The sequence below is a fragment of the Bacillus sp. A1 genome (assembly GCF_042296235.1).
Lineage (GTDB): Bacteria > Bacillota > Bacilli > Bacillales > Bacillaceae > Bacillus > Bacillus velezensis.
The window spans coordinates 115,414-134,656 of sequence record NZ_CP141181.1 but is presented as its reverse complement, the minus strand read 5'-3'; the positions used below and the strand labels follow the sequence as shown (position 1 = coordinate 134,656).

Sequence of the window (19,243 nt, the reverse complement as noted above, 5' to 3'; positions counted from 1 at the left end):
GAAACAAAAAAACGAGGCCCCATAAGGGACCCCGCATTAATGAACGAGTCGATTACTCAGTGATTGTAGAAACAACGCCTGAACCAACTGTACGTCCGCCTTCACGAATAGAGAAACGAGTTCCTTCTTCGATAGCGATTGTAGAGATAAGTTCAACGATCATTTCAGTGTTATCTCCAGGCATAACCATTTCTACGCCTTCTGGAAGATTGATGATACCAGTTACGTCAGTTGTACGGAAGTAGAACTGAGGACGGTAGTTAGAGAAGAATGGAGTATGACGTCCACCCTCTTCTTTAGAAAGAACGTAAACTTCAGCTTTGAATTTGCTGTGTGGAGTGATTGTACCTGGTTTAGCAAGTACTTGTCCACGTTGGATGTCTTCACGAGCTACACCGCGAAGAAGTGCACCGATGTTGTCTCCAGCTTCAGCGTAGTCAAGAAGCTTACGGAACATTTCAACACCAGTAACAGTTGTTTTGCTGTTTTCTTCTTGAAGACCGATGATTTCAACTTCGTCACCGACTTTAACTTGTCCGCGTTCTACACGGCCAGTAGCAACTGTACCACGACCAGTGATTGAGAATACGTCCTCAACTGGCATCATGAATGGTTTGTCAGTGTCGCGTTCTGGAGTTGGGATGTACTCATCAACTGCAGCCATAAGTTCAAGAATTTTTTCTTCGTACTCAGCGTCACCTTCAAGAGCTTTAAGAGCAGAACCTTTAACAACTGGTACATCATCACCAGGGAAGTCGTATTCGCTAAGAAGATCGCGAACTTCCATTTCAACAAGCTCAAGAAGCTCTTCGTCGTCTACCATGTCGCATTTGTTAAGGAATACTACGATGTATGGTACACCAACGTTTTTAGAAAGAAGGATGTGCTCACGAGTTTGTGGCATTGGGCCATCAGCAGCAGATACTACAAGGATAGCTCCGTCCATTTGCGCAGCACCAGTGATCATGTTTTTAACATAGTCAGCGTGTCCTGGGCAGTCAACGTGTGCATAGTGACGAGTGTCAGTTTCGTACTCAACGTGTGCAGTAGAGATTGTGATACCGCGCTCACGTTCTTCTGGAGCACCATCAATTTGATCGTACGCCATAGCTGTACCTTTACCAGATTTCTTATGAAGTACTGTTGAGATAGCAGCAGTTAATGTTGTTTTACCATGGTCAACGTGTCCAATTGTACCGATATTGGCATGTGATTTGGAACGGTCGAATTTTTCTTTAGCCATTCTAAAATCCTCCTTAAGAGCTTTTAATTAGTAATGTATAGAGTGATAGAAAGTGAAAGCAAGCTCTCACTTCCTCATCTTACAATAGTAGTTATACTTGAGTTAAGTGGCAAAATCAATTATTCGCCTTTATTTTTTTTGATAATTTCTTCAGCGATGCTCTTCGGCACTTCTTCGTAGTGATCCATGAACATTGTGAACGTACCGCGTCCTTGCGTGTTAGAACGAAGGGCAGTAGCGTAACCGAACATTTCAGCAAGAGGTACCATCGCACGCACAACTTGAGCGTTACCGCGAGCTTCCATACCTTCTACGCGTCCGCGACGAGAAGTAACATCACCCATGATGTCTCCCATGTATTCTTCAGGAATAACAACTTCAACTTTCATGATTGGTTCAAGAAGAACTGGGTTACATTTGCTGACTGCATTTTTCAATGCCATAGAAGCAGCGACTTTAAACGCCATTTCGTTTGAGTCAACATCATGGTAAGATCCATCAAAAAGTTTCGCCTTGATGTCGATTAGCGGGAATCCGGCTAGGACACCATTTTCAAGAGAGTCTTCAAGACCTGCTTGTACGGCTGGGATGTATTCACGAGGAACAACACCACCGACGATTGCGTTTTCGAATTCAAAGCCAGCGCCTTCTTCGTTCGGTTCAAATTCGATCCAAACGTGACCGAACTGACCGCGTCCGCCTGATTGACGTACGAATTTACCTTCAACTTTTGCACCGGTACGGAATGTCTCACGGTACGCAACTTGAGGAGCACCAACGTTAGCTTCAACTTTGAACTCACGCTTCATACGATCAACAATGATATCAAGGTGAAGCTCACCCATACCAGAGATGATTGTTTGACCCGTTTCAGGGTTTGTTTGTGTACGGAATGTAGGATCTTCTTCAGCAAGTTTCGCTAAAGCGATACCCATTTTATCTTGGTCAGCTTTTGATTTAGGCTCAATCGCTACGTCGATAACAGGCTCTGGGAATTCCATTGATTCAAGGATTACAAGATCCTTCTCATCACATAGAGTATCTCCAGTAGAAGTATCTTTTAGACCTACAGCAGCTGCGATGTCTCCAGCGTAAACAGTAGAGATCTCTTCACGGCTGTTAGCGTGCATTTGAAGGATACGTCCTACGCGCTCACGCTTGCCTTTTGTAGAGTTCTTTACATATGAACCGGAATCAAGTGTACCGGAATATACGCGGAAGAATGTCAGCTTACCGACATAAGGGTCAGTCATAACTTTAAATGCAAGTGCAGAGAACGGCTCTTCATCAGAAGAATGACGAACGATCTCTTCATCTGTATCAGGACGTACACCTTTGATTGCAGCAACATCAGTTGGCGCAGGAAGGTAGTCAAGAACAGCATCAAGTACAAGCTGAACACCTTTGTTTTTGAAAGCAGAACCAACAAGTACAGGGTAGAATTCAACATTCAGTGTACCTTTACGGATAGCAGCTTTCAGTTCAGGGATAGTGATTTCTTCACCTTCAAGGTACTTTTCCATAAGCTCTTCATCAAGCTCAGCTACAGCTTCAATCAGGCTGCTGCGAAGCTCTTCAGCTTGCTCTTTGTACTCTTCAGGGATTTCTTTCGCATCTGAACGAGTTCCAAGGTCATCTTCGTAGAAATACGCAACGTTTTCTACTAAGTCGATGATACCTTCGAAGTTGTCTTCAGCACCGATCGGCAATTGAATTGCGTGAGCGTTAGCTTGAAGACGGTCTCTTAAAGTGCCTACAGAGTAAAGGAAGTCTGCGCCGATTTTGTCCATTTTGTTGACAAATACAACACGCGGTACTCCGTAAGTTGTTGCTTGGCGCCATACTGTTTCTGTCTGAGGCTCAACACCTGATTGAGCATCAAGTACGGCAACCGCACCATCAAGTACACGGAGTGAACGTTCAACTTCAACTGTGAAGTCTACGTGTCCCGGTGTATCGATGATGTTTACACGGTAACCTTTCCACTGTGCAGTCGTTGCTGCAGAAGTGATTGTGATACCGCGTTCTTGTTCCTGCTCCATCCAGTCCATTTGCGAAGCACCTTCGTGAGTTTCGCCAATTTTGTGGATACGGCCTGTGTAGAACAAGATCCGTTCTGTAGTAGTCGTTTTACCGGCATCGATGTGAGCCATGATCCCGATATTACGAGTTTTTTCTAAGGAGAACTCTCTTGCCATTGGGTAATTTCTCCTTCCTTATTAGGGAATTATTATTTTGATTATATGAATCCTACCAGCGGTAGTGAGCAAATGCTTTGTTCGCTTCTGCCATCTTGTGAGTGTCTTCACGTTTCTTAACGGCAGCACCAGTGTTGTTAGCTGCATCAAGAATTTCGTTAGCCAGGCGCTCTTCCATTGTTTTTTCTCCGCGAAGACGCGCATAGTTAACCAACCAGCGAAGACCAAGAGTTGTACGGCGTTCAGGACGAACTTCTACAGGCACTTGGTAGTTAGCTCCACCTACACGGCGTGCTTTTACTTCAAGTACAGGCATGATGTTTTTCAATGCTTGTTCGAAAACCTCCATTGCATCATTGCCAGTGCGTTCTTTAATGATATCGAATGACTTGTATAGGATTGTTTGAGATTTACCTTTTTTACCGTCGATCATCATTTTGTTGATCAGGCGGGATACCAGCTTAGAGTTGTAAAGCGGATCAGGTAAAACATCTCTTTTTGCTACAGGACCTTTACGTGGCATCTGAATATCCTCCCTTCATAGTTTTAATGATTTATTTGATTACTTTGCTTTAGGACGTTTCGTACCGTATTTAGAACGGCCTTGCGCACGGTTTTCAACTCCGGCAGTATCAAGCGCGCCACGAACGATGTGGTAGCGTACCCCCGGTAAGTCTTTTACACGTCCGCCGCGGATCAGTACAACGCTGTGCTCTTGCAGGTTGTGACCGATACCAGGAATGTAGGCAGTAACCTCGATTCCGTTAGTCAAACGAACACGAGCATATTTACGAAGTGCTGAGTTCGGTTTTTTCGGTGTCATTGTACCCACACGAGTACATACCCCGCGTTTTTGTGGAGAAGATACGTTAGTGTGCTCTTTTTTAAAGCTGTTGTATCCTTTGTTTAGTGCAGGTGACTTAGAGTTTTCAACTTTGCTCACGCGTCCCTTGCGAATTAGCTGATTAATTGTAGGCATGTTGTGTTCCTCCCTTCATTACGTTTTATAACCCACATACCCAGGTGGTTCATCATTAGGCAAAAAACAATGTCTTTACACAAGATTGATATCTTATATAAAAACAAAAAGTACGCTATAACATAATGGCAACAGCTGCTGCTCCCACTTCAATTCCGCAGGCTTTGCCGAGCTTTTTCATGGAATCCACCATACAGACAGCGGTATTTTGGTTCTTTGCAAGCTGGATAACGCCAGCCGTAAGAACTGAATCCGCGTCTTTTGCCACGACGACTTCCTTCACTGAACCTCGTTTTAGAGCTTTCACTGTTTGCTTCGTACCAATAATAATTGATTTGGCCTGTGATACTTTATCATAAGACATAAACATATCCTCCAAAGTAACAGGTTTTATTTCGAGCACCTTGGTTATATTATCACTCTGCGGGACGGATGTCAACAACGTATGACATTTTTTAGTGCAGTCCCCCGCCAGAATAATTGTAATACTGAGGAAAAGCTGTCGAAACAGCCTTTCCTGCAGCAGTTTCTGTTATTCAGCCGGAACCATATCTTCCGAAGGCTGAACGTTTGAAACAGGTTTTACTTTTCTGTAATTCATCATACCGGTACCGGCCGGAACCAGTTTACCGATGATAACATTCTCTTTCAGGCCGAGAAGTTCATCGCGCTTGCCTTTAATCGCAGCATCAGTAAGAACACGTGTTGTTTCTTGGAATGATGCGGCAGACAAGAATGAATCCGTCTCGAGTGAAGCTTTCGTGATACCGAGAAGGACAGGACGGCCTGTAGCAGGTCGATTGCCTTCAAGCAGCACTTTTTTGTTCGCTTCTGTGAATTGGTGAATATCAAGCAATGTGCCAGGGAGAACATCAGTATCTCCGGCATCGATCACACGGACTTTGCGAAGCATCTGGCGAACCATTACTTCTACGTGTTTATCGCCGATTTCAACGCCCTGCATACGGTAAACCTTCTGAACCTCATGCAGAAGATATTCCTGAACCGTTGTCAGGTCAGTGACTTTAAGAAGTTCTTTCGGATCGATTGAACCTTCTGTCAGCACTTGACCGCGGGTAATCTGATCACCCTCAGCCACTTTCAGGCGTGAGTTGTAAGGTGCCGTGTATGAACGAGTCTCAACAGCGCCCTGAACAACAATCTCCTGCTGTTTGTCGCGTACTTCATTGATTTCGGCAATTGTACCGTCAATTTCAGAAATCGTCGCTTGACCTTTCGGATTACGCGCTTCGAAAAGCTCCTGGATACGCGGAAGACCTTGTGTGATATCGTCTCCGGCAACCCCGCCTGTGTGGAACGTACGCATCGTTAACTGTGTTCCAGGCTCACCGATAGATTGAGCGGCGATAATACCTACTGCTTCGCCGACTTCAACATCAGTTCCGGTTGCAAGGTTACGTCCGTAGCATCGTTTACATACACCATGAGGAGTGTTACATGTGAACGCGGAACGGATCCACACTTCTTCGATTCCGGATTCAACGATTTCCAGCGCTTTATCTTCATCGATCAATTCATTTTCGTTAATGAGCACAGCACCCGTTTCAGGATGTTTGATCTGTTTTCTGGCGAAACGTCCGATCAGACGCTCTTCCAGACGCTCGATGATTTCCGTGCCTTCTTTGAGCGGTTTTGCAAGAATACCGCGGTCTGTTCCGCAATCTGTTTCACGAATGATAACATCCTGCGCAACATCAACAAGACGGCGTGTAAGGTAACCTGAGTCAGCTGTTTTCAGGGCGGTATCGGCAAGACCTTTACGCGCACCGTGAGTGGAGATAAAGTACTCCAATACTGTCAGACCTTCACGGAAACTTGATTTAATCGGCAATTCAATGATTCGTCCAGCCGGGTTGGCCATCAGACCGCGCATACCCGCAAGCTGTGTAAAGTTAGATGCGTTACCACGGGCTCCTGAGTCACTCATCATGTAGATCGGGTTGACTTCGTCTAATGATTTCATCAGTTTGCCTTGGATAACATCTTTCGCTGAACTCCAAATTGAAATGACTCTTTCATAACGTTCTTCTTCGGTGATTAAACCGCGTCTGAACTGTTTCAGGACATTATCAACTTTGCTTTGTGCTTCTTCAAGGATTTCCTGTTTGTCATCGAGAACGACGATATCAGAAACCCCTACTGTGATGCCGGCTTTCGTTGAATATCTGAAACCGAGGTTTTTCATGCGGTCAAGCATTTTAGACGTTTCCGTGATATGGAATCGTTTAAAGATTTCCGCGATGATTTTACCGAGAATACCTTTTTTAAACGGTGCGTTGATCGGCTGCTCAGCAATCACAGCTTTTACGTCAGCACCTTTATCTAAGAAGAAACGGTCAGGTGTCTTCTCTTCAATGTTGCTCTTCGTTGGTTCATTCATGTAAGGGAATGATTCCGGAAGAATTTCATTGAAGACGAGCTTACCGACAGTTGTAATTAACAATTTTGAACGCTGTTCTTCAGTAAATGTCACATTCTTAAGGGAGTTCGCTGCAACAGCTACTCTCGTATGAAGGTGAACATAACCGTTTTGATAAGCAAGAAGCGCTTCGTCCGTATTCTTGAAGACCATACCCTCGCCGACTGCTCCGGCGCGCTCAAGCGTCAGGTAGTAGTTTCCTAATACCATATCCTGAGACGGCGTAACAACCGGTTTACCATCTTTAGGGTTCAAGATGTTTTGGGCTGCAAGCATCAGAATACGTGCTTCAGCTTGAGCCTCAGCTGATAAAGGTACGTGAACCGCCATTTGGTCACCGTCAAAGTCAGCGTTATAAGCTGTACATACTAACGGGTGAAGACGGATGGCGCGTCCTTCAACAAGCGTCGGTTCGAAAGCCTGGATACCTAATCTGTGAAGAGTAGGGGCACGGTTCAGTAAGACCGGATGCTCCTTAATGACAGATTCAAGCACATCCCATACTTCAGGCTGCACGCGTTCGATTTTGCGTTTTGCGCTCTTGATATTGTGAGCAAGGCCTTTTTCAACAAGCTCTTTCATGACGAAAGGCTTGAAGAGCTCAAGCGCCATTTCCTTCGGCAAACCGCACTGATACATTTTCAGATGCGGACCTACGACGATAACGGAACGTCCTGAGTAGTCTACACGTTTACCGAGAAGGTTCTGACGGAAACGCCCTTGTTTCCCTTTCAGCATGTGAGAAAGAGATTTAAGCGGACGGTTACCCGGTCCGGTAACCGGACGGCCGCGGCGTCCGTTGTCAATCAGAGCATCGACTGCTTCCTGAAGCATACGTTTTTCGTTCTGAACGATGATGCTTGGCGCGCCGAGGTCTAACAGACGTTTTAAACGGTTATTACGGTTGATGACACGACGGTAAAGGTCGTTCAGGTCAGACGTTGCGAAACGTCCGCCGTCAAGCTGAACCATCGGTCTTAATTCAGGCGGAATAACCGGAAGCACGTCGAGGATCATCCAAGACGGCTTGTTTCCTGAATTACGGAAGGCTTCAAGCACTTCAAGGCGTTTGATCGCACGTGTACGGCGCTGTCCTTGAGAAGTCTTCAGCTCTTCTTTTAACATATCAACTTCTTTGACAAGGTCGATGTCCTGCAGAAGTTTATTAATGGCTTCCGCACCCATAGAGGCTTGGAATTTGTTTCCGTACTTATCCAGATACGCACGGTATTCCTTTTCAGATAAAAGCTGTTTCTTTTCGAGCGGTGTATTGGCCGGGTCAGTTACGACGTAAGAAGCAAAGTAAATAACTTCTTCCAGCGCACGCGGTGACATATCCAATACAAGACCCATACGGCTCGGAATACCTTTGAAATACCAAATGTGAGAAACCGGGGCAGCCAGTTCAATATGCCCCATTCTCTCACGACGGACTTTAGCCCGCGTTACTTCAACTCCGCAACGGTCACAAACTACGCCTTTATAACGAACCCGCTTGTACTTGCCGCAATGACATTCCCAGTCCTTAGTCGGTCCGAAAATGCGTTCGCAGAACAGGCCGTCCTTTTCAGGTTTCAATGTACGATAGTTTATCGTTTCAGGCTTTTTCACTTCACCAAAAGACCATGAACGGATTTTATCCGGTGAAGCAAGACCGATGTTCATATACTCAAAATTGTTCACATCTAGCAAGGGGCCTACCTCCCTTTTTATCTTCGGATTAACCGATGTCACTTGCCTTTATCAATCAGAGACTATTCTTTCGTTACTGCGTCACGTTCAACGTCTGGAGATGCTGTTTCTTCCGGCGCTTCATCACCTGATAATGCAAGGCCGTCAGCCTGTTTCGCATCTTCCTCGTCTTCTAGATCTCTCATTTCTATTTCTTCTTCATCGCCTGAAAGGATTTTTACGTCCATACCTAAGCTTTGAAGCTCTTTGATCAATACTTTGAATGATTCCGGAACACCAGGCTCTGGAACATTGTCGCCTTTGACGATGGCTTCATATGTTTTCACACGTCCGACCACGTCATCGGACTTCACAGTCAGGATTTCTTGAAGCGTGTAAGCTGCGCCGTAAGCTTCAAGCGCCCAAACCTCCATCTCACCGAAACGCTGTCCGCCGAATTGGGCTTTACCGCCGAGAGGCTGCTGCGTAACAAGTGAGTAAGGACCTGTAGAACGGGCATGAAGTTTATCATCAACCATGTGCGCCAGTTTGATCATGTACATGATTCCGACTGATACACGGTTGTCGAACGGTTCTCCCGTACGGCCGTCATAAAGAACTGTTTTAGCGTCTCTTGACATGCCTGCTTCTTCAAGTGTTTCCCACACATCTTCTTCACGCGCGCCGTCAAATACAGGTGACGCGATGTGAATGCCGAGGTAGCGGGCAGCCATACCCATGTGAAGTTCTAATACCTGACCGATATTCATACGTGATGGTACACCCAGCGGGTTAAGCATGATATCGATCGGCGTGCCGTCAGGAAGGTAAGGCATATCTTCTTCAGGAAGAATCTTCGAGATAACCCCTTTGTTTCCGTGACGTCCGGCCATTTTATCACCTTCAGAAATCTTACGTTTCTGAACGATATATACGCGTACAAGCTGGTTCACTCCCGGAGGAAGTTCGTCGCCGTCTTCACGGTTGAAGACTTTTACATCGTGGATAATTCCGCCGCCGCCGTGAGGCACACGGAGAGAAGTATCACGGACTTCACGCGCTTTTTCTCCAAAGATCGCATGCAGAAGGCGTTCTTCAGCCGTAAGCTCAGTTACACCTTTAGGCGTTACTTTACCTACGAGAAGGTCTCCGTCGTTGACTTCCGCACCGATACGGATAATTCCGCGGTCATCAAGATTGCGAAGCGCGTCTTCCCCTACGTTTGGAATATCGCGGGTGATCTCTTCCGGCCCAAGCTTTGTATCACGTGCTTCTGATTCATATTCTTCAATGTGAATAGATGTGTATACATCATCTTTCACAAGGCGTTCACTCATGATGATGGCATCCTCATAGTTGTAACCATCCCATGTCATGAAGCCGACCATTACGTTGCGGCCGAGAGCAAGTTCACCAAGCTCCATTGAAGGTCCGTCAGCAAGGATTTCTCCTTTGACTACTTCATCGCCTACACTGACGATCGGACGCTGGTTGTAGCACGTACCTTGGTTGGAGCGGACAAATTTCAGCAAGCTGTACTTATCCAGGTTGCCTTTTACTTTTTGGCCGTCAATTTCTTCATAGCGGCGCACCCATACGTTTTTCGCTTCGACCCGTTCAACGATACCAGGGTGTTTACAAATAACGGCTGCACCGGAGTCTTTACCGGATACATATTCCATACCCGTTCCGACGATCGGAGCTTCCGGCTGCATCAAAGGCACAGCCTGACGCTGCATGTTCGCTCCCATGAGGGCGCGGTTCGAGTCATCGTTTTCCAAGAACGGAATACATGCTGTCGCAGCAGAAACAACCTGTTTAGGAGATACGTCCATGTAATCCACGCGGTTGCGGGCTACAACGGTGTTTTCCCCTCTGAAACGCGCTACGATGCTGTCATCCAAGAAAGAACCGTCATCGCTCAGCTTAGCATTCGCTTGGGCTACGACATAGTTATCCTCTTCATCAGCAGTCAGGTAGTCGATTCTAGGCGTTACTTTTCCTGTTTCAGGATCAACGCGGCGGTATGGCGTCTCAATGAAACCAAAGCGGTTTACTTTCGCAAATGATGACAATGAGTTGATCAAACCGATGTTCGGGCCCTCAGGCGTTTCAATCGGACACATACGGCCATAGTGAGAGTAGTGAACGTCACGTACTTCCATACCTGCGCGCTCACGTGTCAAACCGCCCGGTCCGAGAGCTGACAGACGGCGTTTGTGCGTCAATTCAGCAAGCGGGTTCGTCTGATCCATGAATTGAGAAAGCTGTGAGCTTCCGAAGAACTCTTTAATAGACGCAATAACAGGTCTGATGTTAATCAGCTGCTGCGGCGTGATTGTATTTGTGTCTTGAATAGACATTCTTTCACGTACGACACGTTCCATCCGGCTTAAACCGATACGGAATTGGTTTTGCAGGAGCTCACCTACAGAACGCAGACGGCGGTTTCCGAGATGGTCGATATCATCAGTGTCGCCCACTCCGTGCAGGAGGTTGAAGAAGTAGCTGATAGAAGAAATAATATCAGCAGGCGTAATGTTTTTAATCGCCTCTTCGATGTAAGCATTGCCGATCACATTGATCGTCTGCTCTCCTTCTGCATCGGTAGGAGCATAGATTTTAATGGATTGAAGCATCACTTCATCCTCGACGACGCCGCCGTTAGGATAAAGTTTTCTGAAGCCGATTCCATTTTCTAAGTATGGCAGTACTTTATCAAGTGTTCTTCTGTCAAGAATCTGCCCTTTTTCAGCGAGAATTTCACCGGTTTCCGGATCCACCAGTGTTTCTGCAAGTCGCTGGTTAAACAGGCGGTTCTTGATATGAAGCTTTTTATTAATTTTATAGCGTCCTACATTCGCAAGGTCGTATCGCTTCGGATCGAAGAAACGGGAATCCAGCAAGCTTTTTGCGTTTTCTACTGTAGGCGGCTCTCCGGGACGAAGGCGCTCATAGATTTCAAGAAGCGCTTTGTCACTGTTTTCAGTGTTGTCCTTATCCAGTGTATTGCGGAGATATTCGTTCTCACCAATGAGATCGAGAATCTCTTGGTCGGAACCGAAGCCGAGAGCACGCAAAAGAACCGTAACCGGCAACTTACGTGTGCGATCAATGCGGACATACACAACATCTTTCGCATCAGTTTCGTATTCTAACCATGCGCCACGGTTTGGAATGACAGTCGCGGTAAAACCTTTTTTACCGTTTTTGTCTACTTTACCACTGAAATATACACTTGGAGACCGAACAAGCTGAGATACGATAACACGTTCTGCACCGTTGATGATAAAAGTACCGGTATCTGTCATAATAGGGAAATCACCCATGAAGACATCCTGGTCTTTTACCTCTCCAGTTTCTTTGTTAATTAAACGAACCTTCACTCTCAGCGGAGCTGAGTAAGTCACATCACGTTCTTTTGACTCTTCAACGGGATACTTAGGATCTCCTAAACTGTAGTCAATGAACTCAAGAGAGAGGTTACCAGTGAAATCCTCAATTGGTGATATGTCTTGAAACATCTCTCTAAGACCCTCATCAAGAAACCACTGATAAGAAGAGGTTTGAATTTCAATGAGATTTGGTAATTCTAACACTTCGCTAATGCGAGCATAGCTTCTGCGCTGGCGGTGTCGTCCATACTGAACTAGTTGACCTGTCAACTGATTCACCCCTCAAATCATGCGTATTATATGTGTAATAAGCATCTCTTACGATAAAGAAATACTTTTACAAGACAAAAGAAAAAAGGGTTTCTAATTAAGAAAACCACATCCAAAAACAAATACCGATTTTATTAGCATTTCCATGTTTGTATAATTTATACATGCACTATGATTATTTCAGCATATCATGCAAAATATATACATTGGCATTTTACAATATTAACATAGCTGAAAATTCAAGTCAAACTTTTTTTGCTTTTATGATATAATAGCCTTTCTTTTTTTGAACCACAGAAACTTCGTCAAAAAGCTCCTTCAGTTTTTCAATGGCAGAAGGCCCGCCCTGTTTTTTCTGTATAACGATCCACAATTCACCTGAAGCCCTTAAATGCTCAGCGCTTTTTTCAAAAATGGCATGGACAACTTTTTTTCCGGCGCGGATTGGGGGGTTTGTAATAATAGAAGCAAATGTTTGAGCAGAATCAATATTTGAAAATAAATCACTCTGATAAATCCGAACGTTTTTTATTCCGTTTTTTTCTGCATTTTCATTTGACAGCTCTACGGCTCTTCCATTCACGTCAATCATGTGCACGGTCCGGTCTGTAAATGCACCGGCGAGTGACAGACCGATCGGGCCGTAACCGCAGCCTGCATCCAGGAAGTCACCATCAATCTCCGGCTCTTCAAACGCTTCAATTAAGACACGCGAACCGAAATCAACTTCCTTTTTCGAGAAAACGCCGCTGTCACTTGTGAATGTATAAGATCTGTTCCGCAGTGTAAATGACCATGTCTGTTTATCGCTTTTAACTGAAGGTTTTTCTGAATAATAGTGTTCACTCATTATTAGAACCTCCTTTTATAATGGCACTTAAAGAAAAGCAAAGAAAAAGCCCGCCTCATAAAAGCGAGCTTCCCCTACAGGCAAGTGAAGATTACTTAACTTCTACAGAAGCGCCAACTTCTTCAAGTTTAGCTTTAAGCTCTTCAGCTTCTTCTTTCGCAATACCTTCTTTAAGTGGTTTTGGAGTGTTGTCAACAAGTTCTTTAGCTTCTTTCAAGCCAAGACCAGTGATTTCACGAACAACTTTGATAACTTTGATTTTCTGAGAACCTGCACCAGCAAGGATAAGGTCGAATTCGCTTTGCTCTTCAGCAGCGCCGCCAGCAGCAGCTCCGCCAGCTACAGCTACAGGAGCAGCAGCAGTTACGCCAAATTCTTCTTCGATTGCTTTTACTAGGTCGTTCAATTCAAGTACAGTTGCTTCTTTAACGGAAGCAATGATTTCTTCGATATTTAAAGCCATTTGAAATTCCTCCATTTGTTTTATTTTAGGGTAAAATCAGATTAAGCGCCTTGTTCTTCCTTTTGTTCTGCAACTGCTTTAGCTGCAAGTGCAAGGTTGCGAACTGGAGCTTGAAGTACGCTAAGCAACATAGAAAGTAAGCCATCGCGTGAAGGAAGTTCAGCAAGAGCTTTCACTTCTTCAACAGAAGATACTTTTCCTTCGATAACGCCCGCTTTGATTTCCAGAGCTTCGTGATTCTTCGCGAACTCGTTAAGAACTTTTGCCGGAGCGACAACATCTTCAGTACTGAATGCGATCGCATTCGGTCCAGTTAAGACATCATTCAAACCATCAAGTTCAGCTTGTTCAACCGCACGGCGAGTCATTGTGTTTTTGTACACTTTGAACTCTACGTTAGCTTCGCGAAGCTGTTTACGGAGTTCAGTTACTTCAGAAACGTTAAGTCCGCGGTAGTCAACGATGATCGTTGATTTGCTTTCTTTCAGTTTAGAAGCAATCTCTTCAACAACAACTTTTTTTGTATCAATTGCGCTGCTCATGGTTACACCTCCTGTAGATTTTGTGTAACACTTATACCGCTAGGTGATCACGACTGTGACGACGATTTCATATAAAAAGCCTCCATGTGGACATGGAGGCTGTATATACAAGCATACGTAACGTAATAGCTGTGATATATATACACCTCGGCAGGATATTAAGCCTCAACGGCCCCTGCTGTCTACGGTATAAATGACATATTATATTTTACAACATTTTGAATCATATCAGAATGCTGATCTAAAGTCAAATATTATTTTACGTTGAAAGTAGAAGCGTCTACTTTGACACCAGGGCCCATAGTAGAAGTAACGGCAACGTTTTTCACGTAAACACCTTTAGCCGCAGCCGGTTTTGCTTTCAGGATTGTATCATACATTGTTGTGAAGTTCTCAACAAGTTTTTCATCCTCGAAAGAAACTTTTCCGATCGGAACATGGATGTTACCAGCTTTGTCAACGCGGTATTCTACTTTACCAGCTTTGATTTCGCCGATTGCTTTTTCCACTTCGAATGTAACAGTTCCTGTTTTAGGGTTTGGCATAAGACCTTTTGGTCCAAGCACACGGCCGATTTTACCGACTTCACCCATCATGTCAGGAGTCGCAACGATTACATCGAATTCGAACCAGCCTTGCTGGATTTTCGCGATGTAATCAGAATCGCCTACGTAGTCTGCACCGGCAGCTTCAGCTTCTTTTGCTTTTTCGCCTTTAGCGAATACAAGCACGCGCTGAGTTTTACCAGTTCCGTTAGGAAGTACAACTGCACCGCGGATTTGCTGATCGTTTTTACGAGGGTCAACCCCTAAACGAAAAGCAACTTCAACTGTAGCGTCGAATTTAGCTGTGTTTGTTTTTTTAGTAAGCGCCACTGCTTCAGCGACGTCGTAAGCTTTCGCACGGTCTACAAGCTTCGCAGCTTCAACGTACTTTTTACCTTTTTTAGCCATTTTAAAATTTCCTCCTTATGTGGTTATAGCGGAATAACCTCCCACGAATAAGGGTTGCGAACTTGTGAAAACTCGCAACCCGACAAGAAACAAATTAATCCTCGATAACGATACCCATACTGCGGGCAGTACCTTCAACCATGCGCATTGCCGCTTCAACGTCTGCTGCGTTTAAGTCAGGCATTTTCGTTTCAGCGATTTCGCGAACCTTATCGCGCTTAACGGTTGCCACTTTATTACGGTTTGGTTCACCAGAACCAGACTCAATTCCAGCTGCTTTTTTAAGCAATACTGCAGCAGGCGGAGTTTTTGTAATAAATGTAAATGAACGGTCTTCGTAAACCGAAATTTCAACAGGAATGATTAAACCAGCTTGGTCAGCTGTACGAGCGTTAAACTCCTTACAGAATCCCATGATATTTACACCGGCTTGACCTAGTGCAGGTCCAACTGGCGGCGCTGGGTTAGCTTTTCCAGCAGGAATTTGCAATTTTACAACTTTTACTACTTTTTTAGCCACGAGACACACCTCCTTAAGTCCGTGATGTGGTAATAGGGTAAACCCTCCCACTCAAGGTTTCATTCTTTATATGAATGACGAAATATCAAGCTAGCTGCCTTGGATTAGTCCAAGACGTACCTTTGCTATATTATCATTAATATATAGCAATTTCAAGTTTTTTCACATTACAATTTGTCGATCTGGGTAAATTCCAGTTCAACCGGCGTTTCACGGCCGAACATGTTAACGAATACTTTCACTTTGCTCTTATCATAATCAATCTCTTCAATTGATCCTGTAAAGTTGGCGAAAGGTCCGTCTATGACTTTGACTGTCTCATTCAATTCAAAATCAATGTCGGTTTTCCGCTCATCCATGCCCATCCGCTTTAAGATGGTTTCTGCTTCGCCAGGAAGAAGCGGAGTCGGCTTTGAGCCTGAACCGGCTGATCCGACGAATCCGGTAACGCCCGGCGTGTTGCGGACCACATACCAGGAATCATCAGTCATGACGATTTCTACAAGCACATAACCCGGGAACACTTTCTTTTTGACTACTTTTTTCTTGCCGTTCTTAATATCAGTCTCTTCTTCTTCAGGGACGACAACGCGGAAAATTTTATCCTGCATTCCCATTGATTCCACACGTTTTTCAAGGTTCGCTTTTACTTTGTTTTCATAACCGGAATACGTATGAACAACATACCAATTCTTTTCCATTCTATCAGGACTCTGCAGTCCTTCCCTCCCCGCATTTAAAAATGAAGTGTAAAACAAAAAATAGGCTCAGGGCCTATGAATCCTTTTTTCAACAACACAATAAAAAACCCGCTGAACGGGTTTTGGCAAACGATATTATGATCTATTATAGCACGTATTGCTGATCATTATTCAACTATTAAACGAATTAATTGAGAAATTCCTGTATCAAGGAGGGCAAAAAAGATAACAAAAAAGATAACCGTTGAAATCACCGTGATCGTATAGCGCGTTAACTCTTTGCCTTTAGGCCAGCTAACCTTTTTCATTTCTTTCCCAACATCTTTAAAGAAACTCATCATGCGCATGTAAAAGACCTCCACAATTTAAAAAGCGAACACTATTTTGTTTCTAAATGAGCTGTATGTGAATTGCAAGTGCTGCAGTACTTCTTAACTTCTAACCGCTCAGCCGCTGATGCAGAGCTTTTCATTGTCGTATAATTACGATTTCCGCATGTTTTGCATGCCAGCGTAATCTTTTTTCTCATGTCGTTACACCTTTTCCTAAACATTCATTTATCTTAATAAAATAGCACAGTCAGAAAAATTCTGTCAATATGACACAGAAACCTGCTACAGGCTGATCTCTCTTATTTCTAAATACTTTTCAAGCTTGCGCTTCACGCGCTGCAGGGCATTATCGATCGATTTTACGTGTCGGTTTAAGTCATCTGAAATCTCTTGGTAACTTCTTCCGTCCAAGTACAGAACAAGCACCTTTCTCTCCAGATCGCTCAGCAGTTCTCCCATTTTCATTTCGATATCATCAAATTCTTCCTGATTAATAATCATCTCTTCAGGATTTAACGTTTTAGCGCCTGAAATGACATCAAGCAGTGTTCTGTCAGATTCTTCATCAAAAATAGGTTTGTCTAAAGAAACATAGGAATTTAAAGGAATGTGTTTCTGACGGGTAGCTGTCTTTATTGCGGTAATAATCTGGCGGGTAATGCATAATTCTGCAAAAGCTTTAAATGAAGTGAGCTTGTCCTCTCTAAAGTCTCGGATAGACTTATATAAGCCTATCATCCCTTCCTGTACAATATCTTCTCTGTCGGCCCCTATTAAAAAATAAGACCTTGCTTTCGCCCGTACAAAATTACGGTACTTCGTAATCAAGTAATCTAACGCATCACTGTCCCCAACATGAACCTTTTCAATGACCTGCTCGTCCTCCAACTGGCAAAATTGCACTTTGTTGAACTTTCCCTTGCTGTTCTGTAGATTCACTGCGATCCCCCCGGCGCACGTAGATAGAAATATTATACATTAATGGGCGAAAAAGCGTCAACCTAATCCAGACCGCCTCGGCGCCACTTTTCAAACGTTTTCAAAACCTCTTCGGACAGCTCGATTTTACCCGGTGGTTTTTCAGAAGTGATCTTTGAAACCCGCCTTTGAATCCGGCGTTCTATCGTATCCACTTCCCTCAGGAGCTCCCGGGCGGATTTGCGGAGAGCCCCTTGTCCGAAAATCGCCCACTGCTCCGTATAATCGGAGGTTGCGACATGAATCTGTGTCGCAATATTATTCAGCGCCTGGGCAAGCTTCTCGATCCGCTCATCCGCCGTCTCATTCTCCCGTGTGAAAATCACTTCGACTCTGTGATTCGTTTGTTTTTTCTCTATGCCTTTTACCAGGTGTGCGTCAAACACCACAATGACTCTGATTCCCGTGTAGGACTGATATTCCGCCATCTTCTGGATCAGTACATCTCTCGCTTCTTCAAAACTGTTCGCTTTTAAATCCTTTAGCTGCGGCCAAGCTCCAATCATGTTGTATCCGTCTACTAACAGGATGTCCATCTGTCTTCATTCCCCTAAAGGATTGCGCTTCCGGTAGACTTCATACATGAGAAGGCCGGCCGCTATCGACGCATTCAGAGACGTGACTTTTCCGGCCATCGGAAGCTTAATGAGAAAATCACATTTCTCTTTCACAAGCCGGCCCATTCCTCTGCCTTCGCTTCCGATAACGAGCGCCAAAGGCATCTTGCCGTCCATAGAGCGGTAGTCTTCCCGGGCGGATGCATCCGTTCCGACGACCCAAATCCCCCGCTCCTTCATTTCATCAAGTGTCCGGGCAAGGTTGGTCACCTTCACGACGGGAATGTGTTCAATCGCACCAGTCGAAGCTTTTGCGACCGTCGAAGTCAGTCCGACCGCTCTGCGTTTCGGAATCACGATGCCGTGTGCACCGACAGCGTCAGCCGTTCTCATGATGGAACCGAGATTATGAGGGTCTTCCAGCTCGTCCAATATGAGAAAGAAAGGCTGTTCGTTTCTCTCTTCCGCTCTTTTATATAATTCGTCTAATTGTGCATATTCATATGCCGCCACCTGGGCGACAACACCCTGATGCTGCCCCTCCACCATCTGATCGAGTTTTTTCCTCGGTACAAATTGAATGGTGACGCCGCGCTTTTTAGCAAGCTCCATAACTTGCTGCGCCTGTCCTTTTACTGTGTTTTCCGCCATCCATAACTTATACAGCTTGCGATCTGACTTTAACGTCTCAATCACAGCGTTTTTTCCTATGACGTAATCATGTTGCTGACTCATTTGTTTTCCTCCCTGACGTCCCGACTTGTATAGCCTCAGCAATCAGCTGATTCAGTCTTTCTTCTCTTTTCTCAAGAAAAAGGTATCCGAGTAAAGCCTCAAAAGCTGTACTATGGCGGTACGTCTGTACATCTGTGTTTTTAGGCGTCGTCCCTGATTTTGCGTTTCTGCCTCTTCTCAGCACGGCTTCCTCTTCCTCCGTGAAAAAGGATTCGTCCTGAAGGCGGAACAATATGTCTGCCTGTGATTTTGCCGATACAATCCGGCTCGCCTTCTTATGAAGGTCATTCGGTTTCGTAAAGCCCTGCTTAAGCAGGTGATGCCGGACGTATATTTCAAAAATGGCATCACCCATATAAGCAAGCGCAAGACCGTTTAACTGCTTTGAATCTTTGATTTGTTCAAATTGAAGCATC

Annotated in this window: 19 protein-coding genes and 1 other annotated feature; all 19 genes read right to left on the bottom strand. The window is 44.8% G+C overall.

The features are described from left to right. Positions 1 to 52: 52 nt before the first annotated feature. Positions 53 to 1,243 (bottom strand): elongation factor Tu, encoded by a 1,191-nt coding sequence (gene tuf, locus U2H13_RS00715; protein WP_007410400.1) that lies wholly within the window; start codon positions 1,241 to 1,243, stop codon positions 53 to 55. A gap of 119 nt (positions 1,244 to 1,362) precedes the next feature. Further along, positions 1,363 to 3,441 (bottom strand): elongation factor G, encoded by a 2,079-nt coding sequence (gene fusA, locus U2H13_RS00710; RefSeq protein ID WP_007410399.1) that lies wholly within the window; start codon positions 3,439 to 3,441, stop codon positions 1,363 to 1,365. A gap of 52 nt (positions 3,442 to 3,493) precedes the next feature. Next, positions 3,494 to 3,964, bottom strand: a complete 471-nt coding sequence (gene rpsG / locus U2H13_RS00705) for a 30S ribosomal protein S7 (RefSeq protein WP_003156447.1) — start codon at positions 3,962 to 3,964, stop codon at positions 3,494 to 3,496. A gap of 39 nt (positions 3,965 to 4,003) precedes the next feature. Next, the gene (rpsL, locus tag U2H13_RS00700) at positions 4,004 to 4,420 is read right to left on the bottom strand and encodes a 30S ribosomal protein S12 (RefSeq protein WP_003156445.1); all 417 of its coding nucleotides are present in this window, start codon (positions 4,418 to 4,420) and stop codon (positions 4,004 to 4,006) included. 115 nt (positions 4,421 to 4,535) lie between these two features. Beyond that, a complete protein-coding gene (locus U2H13_RS00695; protein WP_003156443.1) occupies positions 4,536 to 4,784 on the bottom strand; it encodes a 50S ribosomal protein L7ae-like protein in 249 nt (82 codons plus the stop codon). A 168-nt stretch (positions 4,785 to 4,952) separates the two neighbouring features. Next, positions 4,953 to 8,552, bottom strand: coding sequence for a DNA-directed RNA polymerase subunit beta' (rpoC, locus tag U2H13_RS00690; protein WP_022552485.1), 3,600 nt, complete (start codon positions 8,550 to 8,552; stop codon positions 4,953 to 4,955). A gap of 62 nt (positions 8,553 to 8,614) precedes the next feature. Continuing rightward, positions 8,615 to 12,196 carry a DNA-directed RNA polymerase subunit beta gene (gene rpoB / locus U2H13_RS00685; RefSeq protein ID WP_003156440.1) on the bottom strand — a complete coding sequence of 1,194 codons (3,582 nt, stop codon included), beginning with the start codon at positions 12,194 to 12,196 and terminating at the stop codon, positions 8,615 to 8,617. Positions 12,197 to 12,440: 244 nt separating this feature from the next. Beyond that, positions 12,441 to 13,046 (bottom strand): class I SAM-dependent methyltransferase, encoded by a 606-nt coding sequence (locus U2H13_RS00680; RefSeq protein WP_021494149.1) that lies wholly within the window; start codon positions 13,044 to 13,046, stop codon positions 12,441 to 12,443. Between the two features lie 91 nt (positions 13,047 to 13,137). Next, entirely contained in the window at positions 13,138 to 13,509 is a 372-nt protein-coding gene (gene rplL / locus U2H13_RS00675; RefSeq protein ID WP_003156436.1) for a 50S ribosomal protein L7/L12, read from the bottom strand. A gap of 41 nt (positions 13,510 to 13,550) precedes the next feature. Then, complete coding sequence (gene rplJ / locus U2H13_RS00670) at positions 13,551 to 14,051, bottom strand: 50S ribosomal protein L10 (protein WP_014416746.1); 501 nt, start codon at positions 14,049 to 14,051, stop codon at positions 13,551 to 13,553. 63 nt (positions 14,052 to 14,114) lie between these two features. Continuing rightward, positions 14,115 to 14,257, bottom strand: a sequence feature (ribosomal protein L10 leader region). 48 nt (positions 14,258 to 14,305) lie between these two features. After that, the gene (gene rplA, locus U2H13_RS00665) at positions 14,306 to 15,004 is read right to left on the bottom strand and encodes a 50S ribosomal protein L1 (RefSeq protein ID WP_003156431.1); all 699 of its coding nucleotides are present in this window, start codon (positions 15,002 to 15,004) and stop codon (positions 14,306 to 14,308) included. Positions 15,005 to 15,098: 94 nt separating this feature from the next. Then, positions 15,099 to 15,524 (bottom strand): 50S ribosomal protein L11, encoded by a 426-nt coding sequence (gene rplK / locus U2H13_RS00660; RefSeq protein WP_003156430.1) that lies wholly within the window; start codon positions 15,522 to 15,524, stop codon positions 15,099 to 15,101. Positions 15,525 to 15,691: 167 nt separating this feature from the next. Beyond that, positions 15,692 to 16,225 carry a transcription termination/antitermination protein NusG gene (nusG, locus tag U2H13_RS00655; protein ID WP_003156423.1) on the bottom strand — a complete coding sequence of 178 codons (534 nt, stop codon included), beginning with the start codon at positions 16,223 to 16,225 and terminating at the stop codon, positions 15,692 to 15,694. 167 nt (positions 16,226 to 16,392) lie between these two features. Next, the gene (gene secE, locus U2H13_RS00650; RefSeq protein WP_003156422.1) at positions 16,393 to 16,572 is read right to left on the bottom strand and encodes a preprotein translocase subunit SecE; all 180 of its coding nucleotides are present in this window, start codon (positions 16,570 to 16,572) and stop codon (positions 16,393 to 16,395) included. A gap of 32 nt (positions 16,573 to 16,604) precedes the next feature. Next, on the bottom strand, positions 16,605 to 16,754 hold the full coding sequence (gene rpmG / locus U2H13_RS00645) for a 50S ribosomal protein L33 (protein ID WP_003156421.1): 150 nt from the start codon (positions 16,752 to 16,754) through the stop codon (positions 16,605 to 16,607). Positions 16,755 to 16,839: 85 nt separating this feature from the next. Beyond that, positions 16,840 to 17,496, bottom strand: a complete 657-nt coding sequence (sigH, locus tag U2H13_RS00640; RefSeq protein ID WP_003156415.1) for an RNA polymerase sporulation sigma factor SigH — start codon at positions 17,494 to 17,496, stop codon at positions 16,840 to 16,842. Positions 17,497 to 17,558: 62 nt separating this feature from the next. Then, positions 17,559 to 18,071, bottom strand: a complete 513-nt coding sequence (gene rae1 / locus U2H13_RS00635) for a ribosome-dependent mRNA decay endonuclease Rae1/YacP (protein WP_003156414.1) — start codon at positions 18,069 to 18,071, stop codon at positions 17,559 to 17,561. Between the two features lie 6 nt (positions 18,072 to 18,077). Further along, positions 18,078 to 18,827 carry a 23S rRNA (guanosine(2251)-2'-O)-methyltransferase RlmB gene (gene rlmB, locus U2H13_RS00630; RefSeq protein ID WP_376700619.1) on the bottom strand — a complete coding sequence of 250 codons (750 nt, stop codon included), beginning with the start codon at positions 18,825 to 18,827 and terminating at the stop codon, positions 18,078 to 18,080. Next, positions 18,811 to 19,242, bottom strand: coding sequence for a Mini-ribonuclease 3 (locus U2H13_RS00625; RefSeq protein ID WP_003156412.1), 432 nt, complete (start codon positions 19,240 to 19,242; stop codon positions 18,811 to 18,813). Before U2H13_RS00625 ends, rlmB begins: the two co-directional genes overlap by 17 nt. Between the last annotated feature and the right edge of the window lies 1 nt (position 19,243).